At 67.4% G+C, this 26,378-nt stretch carries 23 protein-coding genes, 1 tRNA gene and 1 pseudogene; 22 read left to right on the top strand and 3 right to left on the bottom strand.

The annotated features are described in order from the left end of the window. Positions 1-3: 3 nt before the first annotated feature. The 3 genes from MLP_RS12735 (at position 4) to rpe (ending at position 3,329) form a co-directional block, all read left to right on the top strand. Positions 4-1,392 carry an RsmB/NOP family class I SAM-dependent RNA methyltransferase gene (locus MLP_RS12735; RefSeq protein WP_013863509.1) on the top strand — a complete coding sequence of 463 codons (1,389 nt, stop codon included), beginning with the start codon at positions 4-6 and terminating at the stop codon, positions 1,390-1,392. A gap of 64 nt (positions 1,393-1,456) precedes the next feature. Further along, positions 1,457-2,623 carry an acetylornithine deacetylase gene (gene argE / locus MLP_RS12730; RefSeq protein ID WP_013863508.1) on the top strand — a complete coding sequence of 389 codons (1,167 nt, stop codon included), beginning with the start codon at positions 1,457-1,459 and terminating at the stop codon, positions 2,621-2,623. Positions 2,624-2,669: 46 nt separating this feature from the next. After that, complete coding sequence (gene rpe / locus MLP_RS12725; protein ID WP_013863507.1) at positions 2,670-3,329, top strand: ribulose-phosphate 3-epimerase; 660 nt, start codon at positions 2,670-2,672, stop codon at positions 3,327-3,329. A 132-nt stretch (positions 3,330-3,461) separates the two neighbouring features. On the opposite strand, the gene MLP_RS12720 is transcribed toward rpe, so the two are convergent. Next, positions 3,462-4,310 carry a PAC2 family protein gene (locus tag MLP_RS12720; RefSeq protein ID WP_013863506.1) on the bottom strand — a complete coding sequence of 283 codons (849 nt, stop codon included), beginning with the start codon at positions 4,308-4,310 and terminating at the stop codon, positions 3,462-3,464. Positions 4,311-4,423: 113 nt separating this feature from the next. On the opposite strand from MLP_RS12720, the gene metH reads away from it, so the two are divergent. From metH to MLP_RS27995, 7 genes and pseudogenes are all read left to right on the top strand, one after another. Continuing rightward, positions 4,424-8,272 (top strand): methionine synthase, encoded by a 3,849-nt coding sequence (gene metH / locus MLP_RS12715; protein WP_013863505.1) that lies wholly within the window; start codon positions 4,424-4,426, stop codon positions 8,270-8,272. A gap of 312 nt (positions 8,273-8,584) precedes the next feature. Continuing rightward, complete coding sequence (locus tag MLP_RS12710) at positions 8,585-9,316, top strand: HAD family hydrolase (protein ID WP_013863504.1); 732 nt, start codon at positions 8,585-8,587, stop codon at positions 9,314-9,316. Then, the gene (locus tag MLP_RS26360; RefSeq protein WP_013863503.1) at positions 9,306-10,814 is read left to right on the top strand and encodes an ABC transporter substrate-binding protein; all 1,509 of its coding nucleotides are present in this window, start codon (positions 9,306-9,308) and stop codon (positions 10,812-10,814) included. The genes MLP_RS12710 and MLP_RS26360 overlap by 11 nt, the downstream gene beginning before the upstream one ends. A gap of 19 nt (positions 10,815-10,833) precedes the next feature. Further along, positions 10,834-11,718, top strand: a pseudogene (locus MLP_RS12700) (tRNA (adenine-N1)-methyltransferase); the annotation flags it as partial. 25 nt (positions 11,719-11,743) lie between these two features. Continuing rightward, entirely contained in the window at positions 11,744-13,480 is a 1,737-nt protein-coding gene (gene arc, locus MLP_RS12695; RefSeq protein WP_013863501.1) for a proteasome ATPase, read from the top strand. Between the two features lie 231 nt (positions 13,481-13,711). Then, positions 13,712-14,065 (top strand): hypothetical protein, encoded by a 354-nt coding sequence (locus MLP_RS12690; protein WP_013863500.1) that lies wholly within the window; start codon positions 13,712-13,714, stop codon positions 14,063-14,065. Positions 14,066-14,076: 11 nt separating this feature from the next. Then, complete coding sequence (locus MLP_RS27995) at positions 14,077-14,388, top strand: 5-fold beta-flower protein (protein ID WP_156821141.1); 312 nt, start codon at positions 14,077-14,079, stop codon at positions 14,386-14,388. Between the two features lie 12 nt (positions 14,389-14,400). Here the strand turns inward: MLP_RS27995 and MLP_RS12685 are convergent, their stop codons facing one another. After that, on the bottom strand, positions 14,401-14,778 hold the full coding sequence (locus tag MLP_RS12685) for a DUF3054 domain-containing protein (protein ID WP_041792215.1): 378 nt from the start codon (positions 14,776-14,778) through the stop codon (positions 14,401-14,403). A gap of 87 nt (positions 14,779-14,865) precedes the next feature. Between MLP_RS12685 and dop the strand changes: the two genes are divergently transcribed. The 11 genes from dop (at position 14,866) to MLP_RS12630 (ending at position 24,440) form a co-directional block, all read left to right on the top strand. Continuing rightward, on the top strand, positions 14,866-16,428 hold the full coding sequence (dop, locus tag MLP_RS12680) for a depupylase/deamidase Dop (protein WP_013863497.1): 1,563 nt from the start codon (positions 14,866-14,868) through the stop codon (positions 16,426-16,428). A gap of 425 nt (positions 16,429-16,853) precedes the next feature. Continuing rightward, positions 16,854-17,048, top strand: coding sequence for a ubiquitin-like protein Pup (locus tag MLP_RS12675; RefSeq protein ID WP_013863495.1), 195 nt, complete (start codon positions 16,854-16,856; stop codon positions 17,046-17,048). Beyond that, the gene (gene prcB, locus MLP_RS12670) at positions 17,045-17,884 is read left to right on the top strand and encodes a proteasome subunit beta (RefSeq protein WP_013863494.1); all 840 of its coding nucleotides are present in this window, start codon (positions 17,045-17,047) and stop codon (positions 17,882-17,884) included. Before MLP_RS12675 ends, prcB begins: the two co-directional genes overlap by 4 nt. Beyond that, a complete protein-coding gene (gene prcA / locus MLP_RS12665) occupies positions 17,881-18,642 on the top strand; it encodes a proteasome subunit alpha (RefSeq protein ID WP_013863493.1) in 762 nt (253 codons plus the stop codon). The genes prcB and prcA overlap by 4 nt, the downstream gene beginning before the upstream one ends. Then, the gene (locus tag MLP_RS12660; RefSeq protein WP_013863492.1) at positions 18,639-19,748 is read left to right on the top strand and encodes a prephenate dehydrogenase; all 1,110 of its coding nucleotides are present in this window, start codon (positions 18,639-18,641) and stop codon (positions 19,746-19,748) included. Before prcA ends, MLP_RS12660 begins: the two co-directional genes overlap by 4 nt. 81 nt (positions 19,749-19,829) lie before the next feature. Continuing rightward, entirely contained in the window at positions 19,830-20,573 is a 744-nt protein-coding gene (cmk, locus tag MLP_RS12655; RefSeq protein ID WP_013863491.1) for a (d)CMP kinase, read from the top strand. Beyond that, positions 20,570-21,931, top strand: a complete 1,362-nt coding sequence (gene der / locus MLP_RS12650) for a ribosome biogenesis GTPase Der (protein WP_013863490.1) — start codon at positions 20,570-20,572, stop codon at positions 21,929-21,931. Before cmk ends, der begins: the two co-directional genes overlap by 4 nt. Then, positions 21,912-23,450 carry a hypothetical protein gene (locus MLP_RS12645; RefSeq protein WP_013863489.1) on the top strand — a complete coding sequence of 513 codons (1,539 nt, stop codon included), beginning with the start codon at positions 21,912-21,914 and terminating at the stop codon, positions 23,448-23,450. The genes der and MLP_RS12645 overlap by 20 nt, the downstream gene beginning before the upstream one ends. Positions 23,451-23,599: 149 nt before the next feature. Further along, a tRNA-Pro gene (locus tag MLP_RS12640) sits at positions 23,600-23,673 on the top strand. A gap of 93 nt (positions 23,674-23,766) precedes the next feature. Further along, on the top strand, positions 23,767-24,105 hold the full coding sequence (locus tag MLP_RS12635) for a DUF6907 domain-containing protein (protein WP_013863488.1): 339 nt from the start codon (positions 23,767-23,769) through the stop codon (positions 24,103-24,105). A gap of 17 nt (positions 24,106-24,122) precedes the next feature. Then, complete coding sequence (locus tag MLP_RS12630) at positions 24,123-24,440, top strand: DNA glycosylase AlkZ-like family protein (RefSeq protein WP_013863487.1); 318 nt, start codon at positions 24,123-24,125, stop codon at positions 24,438-24,440. A 123-nt stretch (positions 24,441-24,563) separates the two neighbouring features. On the opposite strand, the gene MLP_RS12625 is transcribed toward MLP_RS12630, so the two are convergent. Beyond that, positions 24,564-25,091, bottom strand: a complete 528-nt coding sequence (locus MLP_RS12625) for a hypothetical protein (RefSeq protein WP_013863486.1) — start codon at positions 25,089-25,091, stop codon at positions 24,564-24,566. Positions 25,092-25,326: 235 nt separating this feature from the next. Between MLP_RS12625 and MLP_RS12620 the strand changes: the two genes are divergently transcribed. Beyond that, positions 25,327-26,340 carry an AraC family transcriptional regulator gene (locus MLP_RS12620; RefSeq protein ID WP_013863485.1) on the top strand — a complete coding sequence of 338 codons (1,014 nt, stop codon included), beginning with the start codon at positions 25,327-25,329 and terminating at the stop codon, positions 26,338-26,340. The last annotated feature ends 38 nt before the right edge of the window (positions 26,341-26,378 follow it).

Raw genomic sequence — 26,378 nt, 5'->3', positions numbered from 1 at the left:
GCAGTGCCCGACCGCCGACATCCCCGACCGCGCCCCCGGTCCAGGTCCCGTCGTAGCCCCGACCCGGCCCGGCGCGCGGCTTTCGACGCGCTGCGCAAGGTGCATGGCGAGGATGCGTACGCCAACCTGGTCCTCCCGCCGCTGCTCGCCCAACGCCAGCTCATCGGTCGGGACGCGGCCTTCGCCACCGAGTTGCTGGCCGGTGCCTGCCGACTGGAGAGAACGTACGACACGATCATCGAGGCGGCGGCTGCCCGGCCGCTCGGCACACTGCAGCCTGCGGTCCGCGACCTGCTGCGGCTGGGCACCCATCAGCTGCTGAACATGCGAGTTCCGTCGCACGCGGCGGTGGCCGCCACGGTCGAGTTGGCGGCCGCGACCGTCGGTGAACGGGTCACCGGCCTGGTCAATGCGGTGCTGCGCAAGATCGCCGGCCAGAGCTACCACCAATGGCTCTCCGCGCTGGCCGCCGGCCTCGAGGAGCCCGACGCGCTTGCCCTGCGCACGGCCCACCCACCGTGGATCGTGGCCGCCTATGCCGACCTGCTGCCCGCCGACGAGTTGGAGCCGGCGTTGCAGGCCAACAACATCTCCGCGCCGGTGACCCTGGTGGTCCGGCCGGGTCTGGCGAGCGTCGGGGAACTGATCGATGTGGGTGCCGAACCGGGCCGCTGGAGTCCGTACGCGGCTCGTTGGTCCGGCAACCCGGCGGAGCTCAGCCAGGTCCGAGACGGCACCGCAGGTGTCCAGGACGAAGGCTCGCAGCTGGCCGCCTGGGGGTTGGCGAGAGCACCACTGACCACGGCACCGACCGGCTGGTGGCTGGATCTGTGCGCCGGACCCGGCGGCAAGGCCGCGTTGCTCGCAGGCCTGGCGGGCGAGCAACCGGCACGGCTGGCGGCGGCCGAACTCGCACCCCATCGGGCCCGCCTGGTAGCGCAGGGAATGCGCGCCTATCCGAGTCCACCGGCCGTGCTGGTGGCCGACGGGATCCGCCCCGCCTGGCGGCCCGCAGCGTTCGACCGGGTGCTGGCCGATGTGCCGTGCAGTGGTCTCGGGGCGCTTCGGCGGCGGCCGGAGTCACGCTGGCGCCGCCAACCCGCCGATGTCGAGGAACTGCATCGGCTGCAGATCCGACTGCTGCAAACGGCGGTGGACTCCGTGGCGCCTGGGGGAGCTGTTGCGTACGTGACCTGTTCGCCGCACCGCCGAGAGACCACCGATGTGGTCGCCGAGGTGATGGCCGAGCGCGCCGATCTCGAGGTGATCCCGGCGGCGACCTTGCTACCCGAGCTCGGTGAGGACGCCTTCACCGGTCCCTTCCTGCAGCTGTGGCCGCATCGGCATGGCACAGACGCGATGTTCGCCGCCTATCTGCGCCGCACCCGGTGACCACGGTGCTGGGCGTGTCGTCCGCACATCGCTGAGCGGCATTGTCGGCGTGTCAAGATAAGCCGTGACTCCCGCATCGTTGCCCTGGATCGAACGTCTGGTCTGTCTTGACACGACAAGTCGGGACTCGAATCTGACGCTGATCGAGGTTGTGGCCGACGAGCTGCGCCGCCATGGGATCGAGCCCTCGATCTTCCCCACCCCGGACGGGCAGAAGGCCAATCTGGTCGCGACGGTCCCGGCCGCCGACGGCACCCGGACCGGCGGGGTGGTGCTCTCCGGCCATACCGACGTCGTACCGGTCGACGGTCAGCCCTGGTCCAGTGACCCGTTCGTCCCCGAGATCCGCGACGGTCGGCTCTACGGCCGCGGCACCGCCGACATGAAGTCCTTCATCGCCGTGGTGATCGATCAGCTCCCGCAGCTGGTCGCCGCCCGGCTGAGCCAGCCGGTCCATATCGCTTTGACCTACGACGAGGAGTTGGGCTGTCTGGGCGGTGATGCGATCGTCCGCGAGATCACCGAGCTCGGGATCGCGCCGCGGCTGTGCTTCGTCGGTGAGCCGACCAGCATGCGGGTGATCCGCGCGCACAAATCGTCGAACGTCATCGACGTCGCCTTCCACGGCGTGGCGGCGCACTCCTCGCTGACGCCGCAGGGCTGCAACGCCATCCACCATGCGGCCACGCTGATCACCTTCATGCACGGCCTCGCCGAGCAATGGCGCGCCGAAGGCCCGTATGACGAGGGCTACCTGGTCCCGTACACCACCGCGGGCGTGAACGTGATCCATGGTGGGATCGCCAGCAATACTGTGCCGTCGCTGTGCCAACTGCAACTGGACTATCGGACCATCGCGGCCGTCGACCCCAAGGACGTGCTCGCGCAGATCCGGGCGAAGGCAGCCGAGATCGAGGTCGCGATGCAGGCCGAGCAACCTTCGGCCAAGGTCGAGGTCAGCGTCGCCGCGGCGGTTCCCGGTCTGGAGAACGGCCCGGACTCGGAGGCTGCGGCGCTCGCGGGCCGGCTTGGCGCGGAAGCGAGCGACGACAAGGTCACCTATGGCACCGAGGCCGGGCAGTTCGCCTCCATCGGGGTGGACACCGTGGTGTGTGGGCCGGGCGACATCGCCCAGGCGCACGCCCCTGACGAATACGTCGAACTCGCTCAGATCGAAGAATGCGAGCGCTTCATCGTCGCCTTGATCAGCCACCTGAGCGAGGACTCGTGATCGCCCGACGTCACTATGGGAGCCGCTGACCACTACCCTCACTGTCGTGCCCAACCGGATCATGCCCAGTCTGCTGTCGGCAGACTTCGCCAACCTGCAGACCTCGATCGAGACCATCCCGAGTGCGGATGCCCTGCATGTGGACGTGATGGACTATCACTTCGTCCCGAACCTGACCATCGGCCTGCCGGTGCTGGAGTCGCTCCGCAAGATCACCGACAAGCTGCTCGATCTCCATCTCATGATCGAAGATCCCGATCGGTGGGCACCCACGTACGCCGAGCAGGGCGCGGAGTCGGTGACCTTTCACGTGGAGGCGGCTCATGCCCCGATCCGGCTGGCGCGGGAGCTGCGGGCCAGGGGAGCGCGGGCCGGGATGGCGCTCAAGCCGGCGACCCCGATCGAGCCGTACGCCGAGCTGCTGCCCGAGCTGGACATGGTGCTGATCATGACGGTCGAGCCCGGTTTCGGCGGCCAGCGCTTTCTCGATCTGTGCCTGCCCAAGATCGAGCGCACGCGGGCGCTGCTTGACGCTACCGGCGGCGACATCTGGCTGCAGGTCGACGGCGGTGTGTCGGTGGAGACCATCGAGCGCTGCGCGGCCGCCGGGGCGGACTCCTTCGTGGCCGGCTCGGCGGTCTTCGGCGCCGACGATCCCGATGCCATGGTCAACGCCCTGCGTCAGATGGCGGACGCAAGTTCATGAGTCCGCTCGCGACGACGACGGGCATTCACCGGCTACGTCGTCACTCTTCGTGAAGCCTGAAAGAACGTCGGCTTCACTCATCGCTCCTCCGCACGCCGGGCCCGTCGTCTTCCCGCTCGCGTCCTAGTCCCCCTAGTTCCCCTGGCGGCGCTTGAGATAGCGCTCGAACTCGGCGGCGATGGCGTCGCCGCTGGCCTCGGGCAGCTCGGCGGCGTCGGTCTGCTCCTCGAGCTGTGACACGTACTCCGCGACCTCGGAGTCGTCGGCGGCCAACTCGTCCACGCCCCGCTCCCAGGCGCGCGCCAACTCTGGCAGCTCCCCGAGATCCAGCGGAACATCGAGCACTCGCTCCAGCTGCGACAAGATGGCCAGCGTCGCCTTCGGGCAGGGTGGATGCGCCACGTAGTGCGGGATCGCCGCCCACACCGACAAAGTCGACAGCCCGGCCTTGGGCAGCAGGTCCGACAGCACCCCCACGATGCCGGTCGGGCCTTCGTAGCTGGACTCGGTGATCCCGTACCTGTCCATCAGCTCCGGGTCGCGGGTCGTACAGGTCACCGGCACCGGCCGAGTGTGCGGCGTGTCGGCCAGCAGCGCACCCAGCAGGATCACCATGGAGGGGTTCGCCGAGCGCAGCGCGGAGGTGAGCAGTGCGCAGAACTGCCGCCACCGCAGGTTCGGCTCGATCCCGTCCACCAGGATCAGGTCCCGGCCGCCGGCGAGTTGCGCGATCTTGATCCGGGTAGTGGGCCAGGTGATCACCCGCTCGCCGTCCTCGGTGATCGAGGTCTCCGGCCGGTTCACCTGGTAGTCGTAGAAGTCGTCGGGGTCGAGCTCGATCACCAGCTCCGCCTGATAGGCGTCGGACAGGTGCTCGATGGCCGCGCTGGCGGCGTTGCCGGCGTCGTTCCAGCCGCTGAACGCGGCCACGACCACCGGATCCCGCAGCTCGCGCAGACTAGCGCTCAACTGTTCGCTCATGCCTGACCCTGCTTGTCGATATCGGACCCTGCTTGCCCATATCTGACACTGTAGACGGCGCCACCGGTCGAGAATCCGGCTTCCACGCCGGGGGTGAGGACTATCCTCGCCAGGTGTCCGACCTGCGTGAGGAGGGGGCAGCCGCCCCGGTCGACCGACCGACGTTCCCGGCCCGCCCCGACGCCACCGATGAGCTCACTGCGCTGATGCGCCGGCGAGTGTTGCTGCTGGACGGCTCGATGGGTGTCTACATCCAGCGCAAGGGTCTGTCCGAGGCGGAATTCCGCGGCGAGCGGTTCGCGGACTGGCCGCAGGATCTGACCGGCAACAACGACCTGCTCTCGATCACCCAGCCAGAGGTGATCCGCTCCATCCACGACTCCTATCTGGAGGCCGGCGCCGACATCATCGAGACGAACACCTTCAGCGCCCAGCGCATCTCGATGGCCGACTACGGGATGGAGGAGCTGAGCTACGAGTTGAACCTCGTCTCGGCGCAACTGGCCCGCGCAGCCTGCGACGCCTATGCGACTCCGGGGCATCCGCGGTTCGTGGCCGGCGCACTCGGCCCGACCAATCGCACCGCGTCGATCTCGCCGGACGTGAATGATCCAGGGGCCCGGAACATCGACTACCAGGAGCTGGTGGAGGCCTATCTGGAGCAGGCCCGCGGGCTGGTCGACGGCGGCAGCGACCTGTTGCTGGTGGAGACCATCTTTGACACCCTGAACGCCAAGGCCGCGATCTTCGCCCTGGAGACGCTCTTCGAGGAGCGCGGGCGCCGCTGGCCGGTGTTCATCTCGGGGACCATCACCGATGCCTCCGGGCGCACCCTGTCCGGTCAGGTCACCGAGGCCTTCTGGAACAGCATCCGGCACGCCCGGCCGCTCGCTGTGGGCTTCAACTGCGCGCTCGGTGCCGCCGACATGCGCCCCTATGTCGCCGAGCTGGCCCGGGTCGCGGACTGCTTCACCTTCTGCTACCCGAACGCGGGCCTGCCGAACGCCTTCGGCGAGTACGACGAGACCCCCGAACAGATGGGTGCCGTCGTCGGCGCCTTCGCACACGACAAGCTGATCAATGTGGCGGGCGGCTGCTGTGGCACCACCCCGGAGCACATCGCCGAACTCGAACGGCAGGTGGCCGGGCTGGCGCCCCGCGAGCCGATCGAGGTCGCACCGGCGCTGCGCCTGTCCGGGCTGGAACCGGTGAACATCACCGATCAGTCGCTCTTCGTGAATGTGGGGGAGCGGACCAACATCACCGGGTCGGCGCGCTTTCGCAAGCTGATCAAGGCCGGTGACTATCCGACCGCGCTGGCCGTGGCCCGGCAGCAGGTCGAGGTGGGCGCGCAGGTCATCGACGTCAACATGGACGAGGGGATGATCGACGGCATCGCCGCGATGGATCGCTTCACCAAGCTGATCGCCTCCGAGCCGGACATCTGTCGGGTCCCGATGATGATCGACTCCTCCAAGTGGGAGGTGATCGAGGCCGGGTTGCGTTGCGTACAGGGCAAGCCGATCGTCAATTCGATCTCGATGAAGGAGGGGGTGGAGTCCTTCGTCGAACATGCGCGGCTGTGCCGCAAGTACGGCGCGGCGATCGTGGTGATGGCCTTCGACGAGGACGGCCAGGCGGACAACCTGGAACGTCGCAAGCAGATCTGCGAGCGTGCCTACCGGATCCTGATCGACGAGGTGGGCTTCCCGGCCGAGGACATCATCTTCGACCCGAACATCTTCGCCGTCGCGACCGGGATCGAGGAGCACGCGAACTACGGCGTCGACTTCATCGAGGCGACTCGCTGGATCAAGCAGAACCTGCCGGGCGCGCTGGTCTCCGGCGGTGTCTCGAACGTGTCCTTCAGCTTCCGCGGCAACAACCCGGTGCGGGAGGCGATCCATTCGGTCTTCCTCTACCACGCGATCGCCGCGGGCATGGACATGGGAATCGTGAACGCCGGGGCGCTGGTGGTCTACGACGAGATCGAGCCGGAGCTGCGTGACCGGATCGAGGACGTGATCCTGAACCGCCGCGCGGATGCCACCGAACGGCTGTTGGAGATCGCCGAGGCACACAACCGGGCCTCGGAGAAGGTCGACGACGCCGCGGCCCTGGCGTGGCGAGACGCACCGGTACGAGAGCGGATCACGCACGCCCTGGTGAAGGGGATCGACGACTTCATCGTCGACGACACCGAACAGATGCGGGTCGAACTCGCCGCCGAGGGCAAGCGTCCGCTGGAGGTGATCGAGGGCCCGCTGATGGACGGCATGGGCGTGGTCGGCGATCTCTTCGGCGCCGGCAAGATGTTCCTTCCTCAGGTGGTGAAGTCGGCCCGGGTGATGAAGAAGGCGGTCGCACACCTGATCCCGTTCATCGAGGCGGAGAGGAAGCCCGGCGACGCGGCGACCTCGAACGGCAGGATCGTGATGGCCACGGTCAAGGGCGATGTGCACGACATCGGCAAGAACATCGTCGGAGTGGTGCTGCAGTGCAACAACTACGAGGTGATCGACCTCGGAGTGATGGTGCCCGGCCAGAAGATCCTGGACACCGCTCGCGAGGTCGGTGCCGACATCATCGGCCTGTCCGGGCTGATCACTCCGTCGCTGGACGAGATGGTCAGTGTGGCCTCCGAGATGGAGCGCCAAGGCTTCACCATCCCGCTGCTGTTGGGCGGCGCGACCACCTCGCGCGCACATACCGCGGTGAAGGTGGAGCCGAAATACTCCCACCCGGTGGTGTGGGTGAAGGACGCCTCCCGCTCGGTGCCCACGGCGGCGGCGCTGCTGTCGGACGGCGAACGCCGGGAGCAATTGCTCGCCGAGGTGGCGGCGGACTACGAGGCGATCCGCAGACGTCATGCGGCCAAGAAGAACGACCGTCCGCTGCTGACCTATCAGCAGGCGCTCGATGCCCGGACTCCGATCGACTGGGGGGGCTATCAGCCGCCGCGGCCGAGATTCCTGCTGCAGCAGGCCAAGGAATTCCTGCTGCAGCAGGCCAAGGACGTGTGCACGGAGCCGCATTGCGGCGGACACGCCCGTTCGTACACTCGCACGTTCCGCGACTATCCGGTGGAGGTGTTGCGCGAGTACATCGACTGGCAGCCGTTCTTCAACGCCTGGGAGATGAAGGGAAGCTTCCCGGACATCCTGCACAACCCGGCGAGCGGGGAGGCCGCGCGGAGACTGTTCGAGGACGCGAACACGATGCTGGACCGGATCATCGATCAGGGGTGGTTGCGACCGCAGGGTGTGGTCGGCCTCTTCCCGGCCAATGCCGTCGGTGACGACATCGAGATCTACACCGACGAGCACCGCCACGAGATCCGGACCGTGCTGCACCACCTACGACAGCAGGGGCAACATCGCCACGGTATCCCTAACAAGTCACTGGCTGATTTCATCGCACCGAAAGAGACCGGACTGCCCGACTACATCGGGGGATTCGCAGTGACCGCCGGGATCGGCGCCGCAGAGAAGATCATGCAGTTCAAGGCCGAACTCGACGACTACTCCGCGATTCTGCTGGAGTCGGTCGCCGATCGCTTGGCAGAGGCCTTCGCGGAGCGGATGCATGCGGTGGTCCGGCACGACCTGTGGGGTTACGCCGCGGACGAGCAGCTCACCAACGACGAGCTGATCGCCGAGGCTTACCGCGGTATCCGGCCGGCTCCCGGATACCCCGCATGCCCGGATCACACCGAGAAGCAGGCGATCTGGGACCTGCTGGACGTGGAGACGCAGACCGGCATCGAACTGACCGAGTCGATGGCCATGTGGCCGGGTGCGTCGGTCAGCGGTTGGTACTTCTCGCATCCGCAGTCGCAGTACTTCGTGGTCGGCCGGCTCGGGCGCGACCAGGTCGAGGACTATGCGGCTCGCAAGGGATGGAGCCTGCGGCAGGCGGAGAAGTGGCTGGCGCCGAATCTGGGGTATGAGCCGGAGGACTGACCCGAGCGCGGGGGCGACCCTGCACCCAGAGAGATTTGTTTGTGATGGGAATTTGACTCTCACCGTTGATGTCGGGCCTGTTTCGTCCGGGGTGAGTTGAGATCTGTGGATGACGCTCCCTGGGGTGCGGGTCAGCCTGTGGACAACGGAACCACGACGGAAATCGGCCGCTCATCGGGCTCGAACCCCCGCGACACGCCGAGATCTCCACGTTGACAGTCAAATTCCCGTCATGAACTAACTCAAAGCTCAAGGAGGTGAACGTCCGAGGTGGCGTGGCGGGTTGCTCGGGGCTGCGAGAATAGCCGGGCCATGAACGACGCCACCCCGACGCTCACCCCAGAAACCGGTCTCGCCGAGCCTGCCCTTGCCCCGCAGGCGGTGCTCTGGGACTTCGACGGCACCCTGGCAGACACCGAGCCGCTGTGGATCGCTGCCGAGTTCGCGGTCATCGAAGGCGAACTGGGCGCGCCCTGGTCGATGGAGCATGCCGAGCGATTGGTCGGCAGTGATCTGATCGAGGCCGCGATCTACATGCTCGAGACCATCGGCCGGACGGATCTGGAGCCAGCCTGGATGGTGAGTCGGATCCTGGATCGCGTGGTGGCAGCTGTCACGAGCAGTGACGAGTTGGCCTGGCGGCCCGGCGCACTGGAACTGCTGGCGGAACTCCGCGCAACGGGCATGCCCTGCGCTCTGGTCTCGGCTTCCTATCGTGTGCTGCTGGATGCCGTGCTCGAACGGCTGCCGGCCGGTACGTTCGCTGTCTCGGTGGGTGGCGACGAGGTGACCAGGGGCAAGCCGCACCCGGAGCCCTACCAGCGGGCCTGCGCTCTGCTGGGTGTCGAGCCCGAGGACTGCGTGGTGCTGGAGGACTCGATCACCGGTGCCCGGGCCGGCAACGCCGCGGGGTCGGTGGTGGTCGGCATCCCGAACATCGTCGACATTCCGCCGGCGCCCGATCGCGTCATCGTGCCTTCGCTGGTCGGCCTCGATCTTGCCTCACTGACCACGATCTACGCGACGGTGACCCGTGCTCGGTAGCCGACTGCGGGCCGGGCTGGCTGCCCTCACCGTCGCAGTGCTGGCCCTGGCGGCCGGCTGCACCAACGACAACCCGGAGCCGGGACCGTCGCAGAGTTCACCGACCAGCCGACCGCTGATGGTGTTGTCGACCGACCCGATCCGCCAAGCCGATCCGGCCGCGGTCACCGATCCTGCCTCGGTCGTGCTCTCGCTCAATGTCTTCCAGCGGCTGATGACCACCGAGCCAGGCCAGTGGGCGCTCAAGCCGGACGCGGCCAAGGACTGTGCATGGACCGCGCCGACCGTGATGACCTGCACGCTGAATCAGAATCTGCGGTTCCACAACGGTCACGAGCTGACCTCCAGCGACGTGAAGTTCAGCATCCAGCGCGCGCTGCGGCTGGATGTCCGCGGATCCTCGGCGTCGTTGCTGTCCACGCTGCGGCGGATCGAGACCCCCGACCCACTCACGGTTCGCTTCGTCTTGAGCCAGGTGGACAACCAGTTCGCCTGGGGCCTGGCTTCCCCGGCTGCCTCCATCGTCGACGAGCAGGTCTACAACGCCGATGAGGTGCGAGCCAACGACCAGCCGATCGTCGGCTCGGGAGCGTTCGCGGTCGCCAGTTTCGCCGACAACGAGCTGCTGCTGGAGCGGAACCAGACCTATGTCGGCCGTACGCCGCCGCGCTCGGATGCCGTTCTCTATCGCACCGTCGCCGACTCCGCTGCGCTCGAGGATGCGATGAAGAAGCGCACCGCGGACGTGGTCTGGCGCGGGCTCAGTTCGGCCGCCATCACCCGCTACAGCCGCCAGGCCGCCGCCAACGAGCAGAACACGACCGAAGACGGCTATCGGATGCAGACCCAGACGGGCACACGGGTGCTGATGCTCGCCTGGTCGCCGACCTCGCGGCATCGGCGCACTCCCGCCTTGCGCAGTGCGGTCGCCGTCGCTCTGCAGGGCGATCGCACCCTGGACTCGGTGGTGCCGAACGGGATTCCGAACCACATCAGCGCCTTTCCGGTCGGCGGCAGCGCAAAGCCGAAGGTCACCTGGTCGAACCGCATTCAGCTGACCCTCGGCTACGACGCCACCATGCCCGATGGCCGCGACATCGCCACCCAGATCCGGACTCGGCTGGAGGACACCGGAGGGCTCAGTGTCCGGCTCCGCACCGTCGACTCGACCACTGACCCCGGCGCCGATCTGATCGTGCTCGATCGGAAGGCCTGGACCTCGACGGGGCTGGCCTGGCTGCAGCCCTACCTCGATGCTCCGCCGCCGGCCAGCGCCGGCACGGTCGCGAACCTCGAACGCACCTATCAGGCGAGCAGCGGCGAAGCGGACCAGGCACACGGCATGGCCAGCCTGCAACGCCAGGCGGCCGGCGACCGTGTGCTGTTGCCGATGAGCCAGTCCGACGAGCATCTGTTCGCAGCCCCGGGAGTGGAGGCGCCGGCCAACTCCTTCGGCCCTGGCTGGCAGCTGGGCGTATGGGGGCTCGCCCGTGTCTGAGCTGGATCCACGGAATTACGCGGGTGTCGGCACCGGGCCCCTGCGGGCGGGGGAACGGGTCACCCTTTCCGATGCCAAGGGACGGCGACACTCGATCCTGCTGGTGGTCGGCGGTGCCTTCCACACCACCAAGGGCGGGATCGCCCACGATGACCTGATCGGCGGACCGGACGGGGTGGTGGTGCACTCCGCGGGCGGCACGCCCTACTTGGCGCTGCGGCCGCTGCTGGCCGAATGGACCGTCACCATGCCCCGGGGTGCGGCGGTGGTCTATCCGAAGGACGCGGCACAGATCGTCGGCGGGGCGGACATCTTTCCCGGCGCCCGGGTGATCGAGGCCGGCGTCGGCTCGGGGGCGCTGACTCTGTCGCTGTTGCGGGCGATCGGGCCGACCGGCCGGCTGATCTCCTACGAGAGACGCGCCGACTTTGCGGCCATCGCGCGCAAGAACGTGGAGAACTTCCTCGGGCGACCGCATCCGGGCTGGGACCTGCGCGTCCAGGATCTGGTCGAGGGCCTCCAGTCCGACCCGCCGGGCGACATCGACCGGATCGTCCTCGACATGCTCGCCCCCTGGGAGTGCGTCGAGGTCGCAGCCGAGGCGTTGGTGCCGGGCGGGGTGCTGTGCGCGTACGTCGCCACCACCACCCAGCTGGCGCGGATGGTGGAGACGATCCGAGTGCACACCGGCTTCACCGAGCCCGAGGCGACAGAGTCCCTGGTGCGCGGCTGGCACGCCGAAGGACTGGCCGTACGGCCGCAGCACGCGATGGTCGGACACACCGGATTCCTGGTGATCGCCCGCCGGCTGGCGCCCGGGGTGGTCGCCCCGGCACGCAGAAGACGACCGGCGCCCGGCGCGTATGGCGACGATTACACCGGTCCACGAGGTGACCGCGGGTAGGGTCGAAGACCTAGGAGGTGTTCAGATGACATCGACCGACCGTCCCGATGACCGTGAGTCGACCCTGGCGATCCTGCGCGAGGAGCTCGACCGGATGCGTGACCGTGCAGCCAGCTATCCACACGACATTGCTGTCCTGGAGCGACGCCTGGCCGATGCCCGTTCCGAGGCACGGACCACAGCTGCGAACAACGAACGGCTCGCCGCGACGCTGCGCGACGCCAGGGAACAGATCATCGCCTTGAAGGCGGAGGTCGACCGGCTCGCCCAGCCGCCCGCCAGCTTCGGCGTCTTCGTGGCGGAGGGTCCCGACGGCACTGCCGACATCTACACCTCAGGCCGCAAGATGCGGGTCAGTGTCAGCCCCGACGTTGATCTGAGCGGCCTCGAACCGGGTCGTGAGTTGGTCATCAACGAGGCGCTCAACGTCGTCGGGGTGCAGGAGTTCACCGACGTCGGCGAGATCGTGCTGCTCAAGGAAGTCCTCGAGGACGGCGAGCGGGCGCTGGTGATCGGACACGGCGACGAGGAGCAGGTGGTCCGGCTCGCGGCCCAGCTGCGTGGTGGTGACCGGCCGATCCGTTCCGGTGACTCTTTGCTCGTCGACCGCCGGGTCGGGTTCGCATTCGAACGGGTGCCCAAGCTGGACGTCGAGGAGCTGGTGCTGGAAGAGGTGCCTGACCTCGACTATTCGGTGATCGGCGGGCTGGGCCCCCAGATCGAGGCGATCCGCGACGCGGTGGAGCTGCCGTTCCTGCACAAGGAGCTGTTTGCCGAGCACCAACTCAAGCCGCCCAAGGGCATCCTGCTCTACGGTCCGCCCGGCTGCGGCAAGACGCTGATCGCCAAGGCCGTGGCCAACTCACTGGCGCAGAAGGTCAGCGAGCGGACAGGCCGGGAGGGACGCAGCTTCTTCCTCAACATCAAAGGCCCCGAGCTGCTGAACAAGTACGTCGGCGAGACCGAGCGGCACATCCGGCTTGTGTTCCAGCGGGCTCGGGAGAAGGCGACCGACGGGATGCCGGTGATCGTCTTCTTCGACGAGATGGACTCGCTGTTCCGGGTCCGTGGCTCCGGGGTGTCCTCTGACGTGGAGAACACCATCGTGCCGCAGCTGCTGAGCGAGATCGACGGCGTCGAGGGCCTGGACAACGTGATCGTGATCGGCGCCTCCAACCGGGAGGACATGATCGATCCGGCGATCCTGCGACCCGGCCGGCTGGACGTCAAGATCAAGATCGAGCGGCCGGATGCCGAGGCGGCCCGGGAGATCTTCAGCAAGTACCTGACCGCAGAGCTGCCGATCCATCCCGAGGACCTGGACGAGTTCGCCGGCGACAGCGCCGCCACCGTGCGCGGCATGATCGAGCGCACCGTCGAGCGGATGTATGAGGAGACCGACGAGAACCAGTTCCTCGAGGTCACCTACGCCGGCGGCGACAAGGAGATCCTCTACTTCAAGGACTTCAACTCCGGAGCGATGATCCAAAACATCGTCGATCGGGCAAAGAAGTCCGCGATCAAGGACTATCTCGACACTGGCGTGAAAGGTGTGCGGATCGGCCATCTGATGCAGGCCTGCCTGGATGAGTTCGGGGAGAACGAGGACCTGCCGAACACCACCAACCCCGACGACTGGGCCAAGATCAGCGGCAAAAAGGGGGAACGGATCGTCTTCATCCGGACCCTGATCAGTTCGAAGAAGGGCACCCAGCCCGGGCGTTCCATCGACACGGTCAGCAACACCGGTCAGTATCTGTAACAGTAGGTGCGGGAAGCTTTTTGCGGCCTGCCGCGGGCTCTTGGACTTGTCCCCTGAACAGTTGACAGAGTTTTGCCGACGACAACTCTTACGGCTACCGTACTTGTACGGAATCGGCTCGATTCGTTGCCCGCAGCGTAACGATCGGGACGAACTGTCCAATCCGTCTGCTCGACGACCTGGAGTTCCAGCGTGGGCGTTGTCGTACGAACCTAGGAGTAAAGAAGTCCCGTGGACTACAAGCTGGTCATCGGCCTCATTGTGGCGATTATCGTCGTCATTCTCGTAGTGGTGCAGCTACAGATTCGCAAACAGTACGACCTCGAGAGCCCGCTACCGCCGGACGCAGCGGCCTCGAACATCTCCCGAGCAATCGGCGGCGGTGTGGCCCTGTTCGATGCCGCCGGTGATCTGAGCATCCCCTTCAACGGCGGGATCTTGTCGGTTGCCTTGGAACCAGTGGGTACTGGGAGCAATCTCCACGTCTGGCTCAGCCAATACAATTTCATTTCCGCGAACGGATTCCAGGTGCTCGCGTACAAGGGCAAGGTGTCGAAGATCCGTCGCGCCGTCAGCGGAAGTTAGGAGCTATTGCCATGGCCGACGTCCGGGACTCCTCCTGGAGCAAAGTGGGCGAAGTTGATTCGTCCGGCACGGTGCGGAACTCTTCCTGGTCAAAGGTGGGCGAGGTTGATTCGTCCGGCACCGTGCGGAACTCTTCGTGGAGCAAGGTAGGAGAAGTCGATACCTCCGGAACAATTCGCAATTCGTCGTGGTCGAAGGTGGGCGAAGTCGATTCGTCCGGCACTGTGCGGAACTCTTCCTGGAGCAAGGTAGGAGAAGTCGGCGCGGGCGCAACAATTCAGCAGGCGGGCGGCGCAGCACTGCTCCTGCTTCCGCTTGGCTGACCGGCGGGCGCCCTACACCGTTGCATTCGTGCGGGCACGCTGCACCAGCCGGAAGACCCCACGCCAGCCGAGCAGGAGGGCGGCGAGCACGATGCCGGCGACCAGGACGAACGGCCAGGCGGCGCCCGACCCGGAAGCCAGTCGCAGCAGCATGCCGAGCACCAGCGTGCTGGCCCAGACGACGACCCCAGGACGCCAGCCGGCCTGATCGCCGCGCAGCGCGACGACGCCCCAACAGACGGCGTGTCCGATCAGCGCACCGGCAAGGAACGGCCAGGCGGTGCCCAGCACCCCGAGCAGATTCCCGGCCTCGTCGTGGCTGCGCCGACCGAGAATGGCGAACGCGATGATCGCCACCACGTCGACCACGAGCGCGGGCAGGTACCTCACGTCGCAGAACACTACTGCGGGCCCAGCGGCGGGAGTGAACCGGTTCACCCCGATCCGCGGGTCAGCGGCCACCATTAGGCTGACCTCATGAGTCAGCTCGCGTCCCCAGAACTCCCCCCAGCCCTCCGGGTGATGGGGATCGAGACGGAGTACGGGATCTCGGCGCTCGGGCAGCCGGTGGGTGAAGAGCTGCACCCGATGCAGTTGTCGAACCATGTCGTCAAGGGCTACGGCTGGACGACCACCACCCGGCAGGCCGGCTGGGACTACGAGACCGAGACACCGCTGCGCGATATCCGCGGCTACGAGATCAACCGCGCTCAGGCGCACCCCGACCAGTTGACCGACGACGACCTCGGCATGGCCAATCTGATCTTGACCAACGGAGCCCGGCTCTATGTGGACCATGCCCACCCGGAGTATTCCGGCCCGGAGGTGACCAGCGCGCTCGACGCGGTGCGCTACGACAAGGCCGGTGATGTGGTGATGGCGATCGCTGCCGCCCAGGCCAGTCGCAACCTCGGCTGCTCGGTGCGCCTCTACAAGAACAACACCGACGGCAAGGGCGCCTCCTACGGCACTCACGAGAACTATCTGCTGGAGCGCAGCACCCCGTTCGACCGGGTGGTGACCCAGTTCACCGGCTTCCTGGTCTCCCGGCAGGTGTTCACCGGTGCCGGCCGGGTCGGTCTGGGCCAGGCGAGCCAGCGACCCGGGTTCCAGATCAGCCAGCGGGCCGACTTCTTCGAGGCCGAGGTGGGGCTGGAGACTACGCTCAACCGGCCGATCATCAATACCCGCGACGAGCCGCACGCCGACGCCACCTTGCACCGACGGCTGCACGTGATCACCGGTGACGCGAACCTGTCGGAGATCTCCACCTACCTGAAGGTCGGCACGGCGTCCTGGGTGCTCCGGGCGATCGAGGCCGGGCTCGTGCCGCCCACCGTACGGGTCGACCAGCCGGTGATGACCATGCGAGCCGTCAGCCATGACCCGACCTGCCGGCAGCTGCTGCGGTTGGTCGACGGCCGTCGGGTGACGGCGATGGACCTGCAAGAGGTCTATCTGGACGCGGCCCGGGCCTGCTATGAGCGGCACGCGGGCGAGCTGGGGGAGTCAGCCCGGATCGAGGCGAAGGACATCTTCACCCGCTGGCAGGAGGTCCTCGACACACTGCGCCGCGACCCGACGGAGCTGGCCGATCAGCTCGACTGGGTGGCGAAGCTGCAGCTGATGGAGTCGTACCGCAATCGGGACGGGCTCGGCTGGGCATCGCCGAAGCTGGCGCTGATCGACCTGCAGTATTGCGACGTGGATCCCCAGCGCAGCCTGTTCGCTGCCCTGGTCCGCAAGGGTCGGATGCGTCAGCTGCTCACCGGCGAGGAGATCGAGCAGGCCCGGCTGGCGCCGCCCACCGACACCAGGGCCTATTTCCGGGGGCGGGTGATGGAGAAGTACGGTCCTGCGGTGGTCGCCGCGTCCTGGGACTCGGTGATCTTCGATGTGCCCGGCAAACCCGCCCTGCAGAGGTTGCCCTTGCTGGATCCGTTGAAGGGCACCAAAGCCCAGGTCGGCCCGGTGATCGACGCCAGCGATGATGTCGTGGCGCTGTTCGAGAACCTGGAGCCCCGTCGCGAGCGGCCGTGAGGCGGAGCGAGGGCTCCGTCTGGAGCGACGAGAGAGCAAACACGTTCTTCCGTTTGCGAACGAGGAGCGAAGACGGAGTCTTGGGAGCGCGGCCTCACAGCGAGCGACGACCACACCGCGAGCGGCCGTGAGGCGGAGCGACGGCTCCGTCTGGAGCGACGAGAGAGCAAACACGTTCTTCCGTTTGCGAACGAGGAGCGAAGACGGAGTCTTGGGAGCGCGGCCTCACCGCGAGCGACGACCACACCGCGAGCGGCCGTGAGGCGGAGCGAGGGCTCCGTCTGGAGCGACGAGAGAGCAAACACGTTCTTCCGTTTGCGAACGAGGAGCGAAGACGGAGTCTTGGGAGCGCGGCCTCACCGCGAGTGACGACTGACACGGATAGGCTGGTCATGACATCAGCCCAAGGTGTAGGAGGTGCACAGATGCCTGAGTCAGAACACAAGAGCAGGTCCCGGCACACAGAGACCGAGGCCGCCGAGGAACTGGCACCGGCCGACAGCGCCCACAAGGCCGAGCTCGACGCAGACGTCGACTCGCTGCTGGACGAGATCGACTCGGTGCTGGAGAACAACGCCGAGGAGTTCGTGCGGTCGTTCGTGCAGAAGGGCGGGCAGTGACCGAACGACTGACCGCGCTGCCGCCGGCCTTCCTGCAGGCCGGCACGTCCTCCTTCACCGACTTCGCTGCGGCCGTCGCGCCGAACGTGCTGCCCGGGGCCCGCGCCGAGAGCCCTGGTGCCTCGGTGGCTGATCTGGCGCCGCACGGCACGACGATCGTCGCCGCGACCTTTCCCGGCGGTGTGGTCGTCGCCGGCGACCGGCGAGCCACGATGGGCAACATGATCGCCCAGCGCGATATCGAGAAGGTCTACCCGGCCGACGAGTACTCGATCATCGGGATCGCCGGCTCGGCCGGTCTGGCCGTGGAGATGGTGCGGCTGTTCCAGCTGGAACTCGAGCACTACGAGAAGATCGAAGGTGCCCCGCTGTCGCTGGTCGGCAAGGCGAATCGGCTTGCCACCATGATCCGGCAGAACCTGGGCATGGCCTTGCAGGGCTTCGTCGTGGTGCCGCTGTTCGCCGGCTGGGATCTGGCGCGGCAGGAAGGCCGGATCTTCTCCTACGACGCCACCGGCGGACGCTACGAGGAGCAGGCCTTCTTCTCGGTGGGCTCCGGCTCGGTGTTCGCTCGCGGCTCGCTGAAGAAGCTCTATCGGCCCGATCTGACGGCGACCGAGGCCGCCACCGCCGTGATCCAGGCGCTGTACGACGCCTCCGATGACGACTCGGCCACGGGCGGCCCCGATCTCACCCGGCGGATCTTCCCGATCGTGATGACCGCGACCGCAGACGGGGTGACCCGGGCGAGCGACGACGCGGTCGCAGCGATCGTGGATCAGGTCATCGCCGCCCGGATGCGGCGGCCCGACGGACCAGGAGCGCCGCTGCTGTGAGCATGCCGTTCTACGTTGCTCCTGAGCAGCAGATGAAGGATCGGGCGGACTTCGCCCGCAAGGGAATCGCCCGGGGCCGTTCGGTGGTGGTGCTGCGCTATGCCGACGGCATCGTGTTCGTCGCGGAGAACCGCTCCCAGGCGTTGCATAAGGTCAGCGAGATCTACGACCGGATCGGCTTCGCGGCGGTCGGACGTTACAACGAGTTCGAGAACTTGCGGACCGCCGGCATCCGCTACGCCGATCTGCGCGGCTACAGCTATGACCGCACCGATGTCACCGGACGCGGCCTGGCGAACGCGTACGCACAACTGCTGGGCACGATCTTCTCCTCCGGTGGGGAGAAGCCGTACGAGGTGGAGATCGTGGTCGCCGAGCTGGGGGCGACGCCGGAACTCGACCAGATCTACCGGCTCACCTACGACGGTTCGGTCGCCGATGAGGACGCGTACGCCGTGATGGGCGGGTCGGCCGAGGCGATCACCGAGGCGGTGCGACGCGGCTACCGGCGGGACCTGGATCTCGCCGCCGCCGTCCAGCTGGCGGTACGGGCGCTGTCCAGCGACGGCGGGCCCAACGCGACCCCACGAGAGCTGGGCGCAGGGGCGTTGGAGGTCGCGATCCTGGATCGGACCCGGCCGCTGCCCCGCAAATTCCGCCGGGTGAAGGGGGCCTGGCTGACCGAGCTGTTGACCGCGGCACCTGAGTTGGTCGGCATCGCTGAGCCTGAGGCCGAGCCCGGGCCCGACGGCGGGTGAACGCCAACCAGTCTGCGGAGGAGCGTTCGCGGGTGGTGGTGATCGGGGTCGGGTTGATCGGAGCCTCGATCGGATCCGCGCTCACCCAGCAGGGCTGGGCGGTCCACCTGCGTGATGCCAAGGTCAGCCATGCCCGGGTCGCCGAGACGCTGGGTGCCGGATCGGTGGAGACTCCGTCTGCGTCGGCCGTGGAACTGGTGGTCGTGGCGGTGCCGCCCCGAGCGTTGGCCGGCGTGGTGCGTACCGCGCTGGAGACCTATCCGTACGCCACCGTCACCGATGTCGGGTCGGTCAAGGCGGAGGTGCTCGACACCCTGTGGGGACACCGTGAGCTGCATCGCTATGTCGGCTCGCACCCGATGGCCGGCACCCAGCACTCCGGACCCACCGCGGCGCGGGCCGACCTTTTCGCCGACCGCACCTGGGTGATCACGCCGCATCGACGCTCAGACCCGGCGGCGATCGACGCGGTCACCCGGCTCGCGCGAGCGTGCGATGCGCGGACGGTGATCATGGACGTGGACGAGCATGACGCCGCGGTGGCCCGGGTCTCGCACCTGCCGCATCTGATGTCGGTGTTGACCGCTGGTCATCTGACCACCATGGGTGAGCAGGATCTGGCATTGGCCGGTCCCGGTTTACGCGATGTGACCCGGGTCGCCGGCAGCGACCCGGGACTGTGGGAGCAGATTCTGACGGCCAACTCAGCGGCTGTGCTGTCCGAGCTTCGGCAGGTTCGAGACGATCTCGGTCAGCTGATCGGTGCGATCGAGGATGGTGCGGCCATCCGGTCCGACGGGCACCGCGATACTCGAGCGCTGCGCGATCGACTGGCCCGTGCGGTCACCGGCACCCGCCGGATCCCGGGCAAGCACGGTGCGCCTGCGGTCGCGTACCAACAGGTGGTGGTCGAGATCCCCGACACGCCGGGCGCGTTGGCGAAGCTCTTCGCCGACGTGGACGAGCTCGGCGTCAACGTCGAGGACGTGTCGATCGACCACGACCAGAACCGGCAGGTCGGCTATCTGGCGTTGGCGGTCGCTCCCGACGCAGCGGCCGGACTGGCGGCACGGATGGCAGGTCGCGGCTGGTTCGTCCAGCCCTGACCGTCCATGCCCTTCCGTCGGCTCCCGTCGCGAGCGGCTCCGCTGCAGAGCGAGTGACGACAAACACAGTAGTCTGACCGGGTGTCTGACGAGATTGAGCCCGCAAAGGCGCCTCGCCGCCCCGCACCTGAGGCCGAGCGGTTGGTGATCGCCATCGACGGACCCAGTGGGTCGGGCAAGTCGAGCACCGCTCGTGGGGTTGCGAAGAAGCTCGGGCTGGCCTACCTGGACACCGGTGCGATGTATCGCGCGGCCACCAGGCTGGTGCTCGACTCCGGTGTCGATACCGGCGACGCCGACGCGGTCGCCGCCCTGATCGAAGCCGCCGACATCGCCAGCACTCTGGAGCCGTCGGATCCGGCAATCGCCATCAACGGCACCGATGTCACCGAGGCGATCCGAGAGCCAGCGGTCTCGGCGGCGGTCAGCTCGGTCGCCACCAATCTGGCGGTCCGGGCAAACCTCATCGCCCGGCAGCGAGCCATCATCGGCGGGACCCGGAAAGGAATCGTCGCGGAGGGTCGGGACATCACCACGGTGGTCGCCCCGGAGGCACCGGTCCGGGTGTTGCTGGTCGCGGATCCGGCGGCCCGGGTGGCCCGTCGGCAGGCCGAGCTGGGGGAGAAAGCGACCAGCGCCGAGGTGACCGACCAGGTGATCCGCCGCGACCGGGACGATTCAACGGTCGCCGCGTTCACCGAGGCTGCGGACGGCGTGGTCGTGGTCGACTCCACCCACCTGAGCCTGCCCGAGGTGATCGACGTGATCGTCGGCCTGGCCCGTCGAGTGTCGGTGGGGCATATCCCGGCGGTCGCACCGCGATGACCGTCTCCCGATTCGCCGACGAGGATCCGCGCGAGACCTGGCCGGTCGTCGCAGTAGTCGGGCGACCCAATGTCGGCAAGTCCACCCTGGTGAACCGGATCATCGGGCGCCGCGAAGCCGTCGTCCAGGACATCCCTGGGGTGACCCGGGACCGGGTGAGCTATGACGCGCTGTGGAACGGCCGCCAGTTCACGGTGGTCGACACCGGGGGCTGGGTCTCCGACGCGGTCGGGATGGCCGCCCAGATCGCCGAGCAGGCCGAGATGGCTATCGAGACCGCCGATGCGGTGCTGTTCGTCGTCGATGCCACCGTCGGGATCCTCGACGAGGACGAGGCCGTGGTCAGGGTGCTCCGGCGCAGCAAGAAGCCGGTCGTACTGGCGGCGAACAAGGTCGACGATCCACGGACCGAGGCCGAGGCTGCCGCGATGTGGAATCTGGGCCTGGGGGAGCCGTACGCGGTCTCGGCGTTGCACGGCCGAGGCAGTGGCGATCTGCTCGACGCGATCCTGGATGCCTTGCCGAACGCGCCGAGGGAGCGGGATGACGAGATCGGCGGACCGCGGCGGGTGGCGATCGTCGGCAAGCCCAATGTGGGCAAGTCGAGCTTGCTGAACACCCTCGCCGGGCGGCAGCGGGTCGTGGTCGACAATGCCGCCGGCACCACGGTCGATCCGGTGGACGAACTGGTCGAGGTCGGGGGCACCGTCTATCGGTTCATCGATACGGCCGGGATCCGGCGCCGGGTCAAGGAGGCGTCCGGGCACGAGTACTACGCCAGCCTGCGTACCCACGGCGCCATCGAGCGCGCCGAGGTGTGCGTCGTGGTGATCGACGCGAGTGAGCCGGTCACTGAGCAGGACCTGCGGATTCTCAGCTCCGTCGAGGAGGCCGGCCGGGCACTGGTGATCGCGTTCAACAAGTGGGATCTCACCGACGACGAGCGCCGTCGCTATCTGACCCGCGAGATCGAGCGAGATCTGGTCCAATTCGCTTGGGCGGCGCGGGTCAACCTCTCGGCCCAGACCGGTCGGCACGTCGACCGGCTGCGACCGGTGATCGACGAGGCGCTCGGCAACTGGGAGAAGCGCATCTCGACCGGGAAGCTCAACGCGTTCCTCGGCCGGATCGTTGCTGCCCACCCGCATCCGGTGCGAGGCGGCAAGCAGCCGCGGATCCTGTTCGGCACCCAGGCGCACGCCGGACCGCCGACCTTCATCCTGTTCACTTCCGGCCAGATCGAGGACGGCTATCTGCGCTTCGTCGAGCGTCGGTTGCGGGAGGAGTTCGACTTCACGGGTACGCCGGTGCATCTGCAGGTCCGGGCGCGGGAGAAGCGTGGCAAGCAGTCACGCTGAGCCTGCGGATGAACCGGCCGGCGCCGCTGGCGGCGCGGGGGACGGCACCGGCTCGGGGGAGACGGCGGTGTCCCATCCAGGTCATGGCGTGGTGTTTCCGCGTGGCACGGACGGACGGCGCAGCACGACGGCCGTCGGACGAGCGGTCGTAGCGGCGGCACTGCAGAATGTCGATCCGGCGGGAGCGCGCGCCGCGCGGCAGGAGCCGGGCTGGCGGAGCAACTATCTGCTGCACTTCCGGCGGTTGGTCGAGGCCGGTGTCGGCTCGCCGGATGCCGCGGTCGGGATGGCTCGCGCCGGGCTGGACGCCCTTCGTGGGCAGTTGATGGTGAAGTCCGTCGACGGCGAGGTTCCACTGGCGGATTGGGAGGCGTCGCGGCTGCCCGAGATTGCCCAGGTGCGGGGGAGCGCTGAGCCGGAGACCGAGCTGTCGGTTCCGTATCGGGGCGCGCGTCTGAGGGGTGACGAACTGCGCAGACAGGTCGATCGTTGGGTCGAGGCTGGGGTGGCAGAGCCGACAGTCGCCGAGGCTGTGGGAGCGGTGCTCGACCATCCTGAGTGGCTGCGGCTCGAAGGCCGGACGGTGGCGGTGCTCGGCGCCGGTGCGGAAATGGGGCCGCTGATCCCCTTGCTGCGCTGGGGTGCGCGAGTGGCCGCGGTGGATCTGCCGCGGCCGGCGATCTGGAGCCGAGTGCTCGGCGCGGCTCGGAAGTCTGCCGGTCAGCTGGTGCTGCCGTCGGCGAAGGCGGAAGCCGACTCGGAGTCAGCGGGCGCGGACCTGCTGGCCGACGCGCCGACGGTCGCCGCATGGCTGGCCGACGTCGCAGGCCACGACCAACTGGTCGTGGGCAACTACGTGTATGCCGACGGCGCCGTGAACGTCCGGGTATCGACCGCCGTCGATGTCTTGAGCACACGGCTGGTAGCGGAGCGACCGGACACGGCGCTGGGGTTCCTGGCCACGCCGACCGATGTGTTCGCGGTGCCCGGCGATGCCGTACGGCAGTCGACGGCGGCTTACGAGCAGCGCTCGAAGACGGCCAAGATCCTGGGGCGACCGCTGCGGACCCTGAGCGGCGGGCGCCTGCTGCGACGGGCGTACGTGCCGGGAGCTGACCCGGGGATCAGCGACAGCCTGGTCGCGCAGCAGGGTCCCAACTATGCGCTGGCCAAGCGGCTGCAGCGGTGGCGCGCGACCGTCGCGCGGCGCGACGGTGTGCTGGTCTCGATGAACGTCGCACCACCGACCCGCACCCGCTCGGTGGTGAAGAACCGCGCGCTGGCCGCCGCGTACGCCGGGGCGCACCGGTTCGGCGTCGAGGTCTTCGAGCCATCGACCTCCAACGTGTTGATGGCCGCCCTGCTGGTCCACGACCTGCACACCGGCGGGGGACCCCGGCACCCAGAGCCCTGGCAGGACGAGGCGTACGCCGCCGTGCATGGTGGACTCTGGCGGCTCCCGTACGCGCCGCGCAGCGTGCTGGGCCTGGCCGCGCTGATGGGTGCGGCGCGTCGCTAACCGAACAACGTGTGAATCTGTGCGTCGTAGTCGCCGCCTTTGTTCACACGATCTCTGGGGGCGAGCCCACGGTGTGGCTGAATTCCGCCCTCGGAGCATCGGCATAGTAGAGTTCCCCGTCGTGGTCGGGTCAGGACGGACGACCGCAGCGGGCTGTGGCGCAGCTTGGTAGCGCACTACACTGGGGGTGTAGGGGTCGCAGGTTCAAATCCTGTCAGCCCGACTAGTCTTTAGCCTAGTCAGAGACGGTTTCGGTTCGGAGATGGTGACGAACGTGCACCACACGTGCACTAGTCCTGAAAGGAACACCCGACCGATGACCGCGCGACACACTGACGCAGACGACACGCTCAGCCAGCTCTGGCCCTGCCCGACGTGGTGCAGCAGCACACCTGACGACCAAAGCCACGAGTACGAAATAATCGGCGCCGGGAATCCGGTTCGGATTCACCGCAGCATCGTCGGCGAAGTCTCCGGCATCAAAGTTGAGATCGGTGCGCTAGAGGAACTGGCCGAGAGCTTGCCCCAGACTCTGACACCACTTGTAACCATGTCCGGTTACCTTGAAGACGTGACCGCAGACCTGGCCGACGAGATGGCGAAGCTGCTCTCTGCTGCTGCCAAGCGTGTCCGTGAGATAGCGGCCAGCAACTAGCGCATCCCGCGCCGGGCGTGCTGGCGCTGGACGTGCTGCTCCTGGTCGAGCTGAAGCCGGCCGAGCTGCCGCAGTTGCATGACCGAGAGACGTTGGTCGACAAGAGATATCACCGAGACGTATGGAGGCCGGTTGGCGACCCCGGCACGATTCTCGTGGACGGACAGATTGCCGGCACTTGGCGTCCACGAAAGAGCGGGCGCAGCCTGACCATCAGCATCAAGACCTTCGACTCGCTGCCGGCCGCGAAAAGGAAGTCGCTGAAGGGCGAGGCTGAGCAGATCGCCCCGTTGCGCGGCGCGTCATCGGTCGATGTCGCATTCGACACCTATTGAGTGGGCAGGGAGCCGAGATCTGCCACGCCGAACAGCGCGCCGGGCAGCCGACTGCACTGAACCACGGGTGCTGTGCTCCGAACGCGCCTGACACACATACTCATCGACGGCGTCGGGCGGTTTTCAGTGATCGTTCTTGAAGGCGAAGTAGGAGCCGCGGATCACTCCGGCGAGCTTCGATTTCTGCCTGGCGAACTTGAACCGGGACGCAAGCTCCTCGGGCACATCCATTCCTTCTGAGAGCTTGAAGCCGACAGCCCGCTTGCCGAGATTGTCCATCGTGTACATGACGTTGATCGACAGACCGCTTTCGTAGAAGACGTACGCGATCCGGATGTTCTCGACCTGGAAGTCGGTCGTCTCGAGCGGCCGCGAAGAGATGGTGATGCCGCGTTCTTCCTTGAGGATCGCGTTCACCCAGTCGAGGGTGGCCTTGCCCTGGGTCGCGGGCAGCACGGTGAAGACATGGTCGTACTTGTTCTTGAAATAGCGGGCCTCATTCGCCCGCAGGCCGGCGAGTGCGGCCGCGAATGGCGACGACTCCAGACCGGTAATGGCGACGTCGGTGAAGTCCACCGTGTACGGCTGCCCGTCGCCGTCGCCGTCGCTGGCGTCGGCAGGGATGGCGGGTGCATCTGTTCGGGTGTTCATCGAGACCTCTTCGGATGGGGAGTGCAGGCCGCCGCCGTCCTTCGGCTGGCACCCTGCGAGACGTTTTCGCCGATGGGTCGGACTCTAGTTTCGAGCCAGGACGTCTCGCTTCTCGAATCCTGACCTGTTTGGATCTGATCCGATCAGGCACCGGAGAGAGCCTCTTGCGCGTGGGACCGCGGGATGCTCTCCTAAGAGGGGTTCACGGGGTGCTTGGGCGTTTCCAGGAGGGCGGATGCGGACCTTCAGCCTCGATGGGGTGCAGGAGCGGGATCGGGCGGCAACGCTGACCGGGGCATTCGCGCAATATCCCTTCCCACTGGCATTGGAGCTGACGCGGGCCGGGCGGCTGCGAGCCGACTTCGATCGTTCGGACACACCGTTCGGCACCGTGGAGGGGTTTCATGTGGAAGGAGCGTCGGGGGTCGTCCGGCGGGGGCCGGTGACAGACAGTGCGGTGCCGGAACTGGTGACGCTGCATCTCGAACGGGGTGCGCACGTGGTGCTGGGGCAGGACGGGCGCTTCGCTGAACCGCGTCCGGGCGACGCGGTGTTGAGCAGCACCAGGTCGCGGTTCACCACACAGCAGGACTGGGTCTCGCTTCAGCGCACGATCAGCATTGATGCCAACGAGCTCGGCTTCTCGCCGTCAGCCGTGGAACGCGCCACCGCGATCGTGCTCGACGCGGACGATCCGGTCTTCGGCCCGATCTCCCGCTTCTTCTCCGAGATCGCGAACCGTGCGTTGTCCGAGGATCAGGGGCTCTCGGCGCTGCGGCCCGTGGTGATCGAGATGATGCGCGTTCTCATCGCAACGGTGTCGGCGGACGAGACGAGGTTGCGGCCGGCGCTGGCGCTGACCCTGGGGGAGCGGGTCGTGCTCTTCATCGACCTTCATCTTCTTGATCCCGAACTGACTGCTTCGATGATCGCGCGAGCGCATGCGATCTCGCTGCGTTATCTCTATGTGCTTCTCCGGCAACAGAGCGTGAGCTTGGGGGACTACATCCGGGCTGGTCGAATTGCCCACGCCCGCGGGCTGATCAGCGCGCAGCGACCGGGAATGACGCTGGCCGAAGTAGCCCAACGCAGCGGCTTCTCGGACTATTCGTCCTTTGCCCGCGTCTTCCGATCCGTCTGTGGCAACTCCCCGCGCGAGTTCCGCGAGTTGGCTGCGCAGGACAGGGTGCGCGGTTCACGCGATTCTGTGCGCAATCTGCCGACGACGGCGCCGAAGGGCTCCGCGTAGCGTCGAGACGTGCCACAAGGTGCAATCGCCCGGAGGGA

The sequence above is a fragment of the Microlunatus phosphovorus NM-1 genome (assembly GCF_000270245.1).
Taxonomy (GTDB): domain Bacteria; phylum Actinomycetota; class Actinomycetes; order Propionibacteriales; family Propionibacteriaceae; genus Microlunatus; species Microlunatus phosphovorus.
Note: the sequence above shows the minus strand (reverse complement) of the source record. Positions and strands in the feature narration are given on the sequence as shown.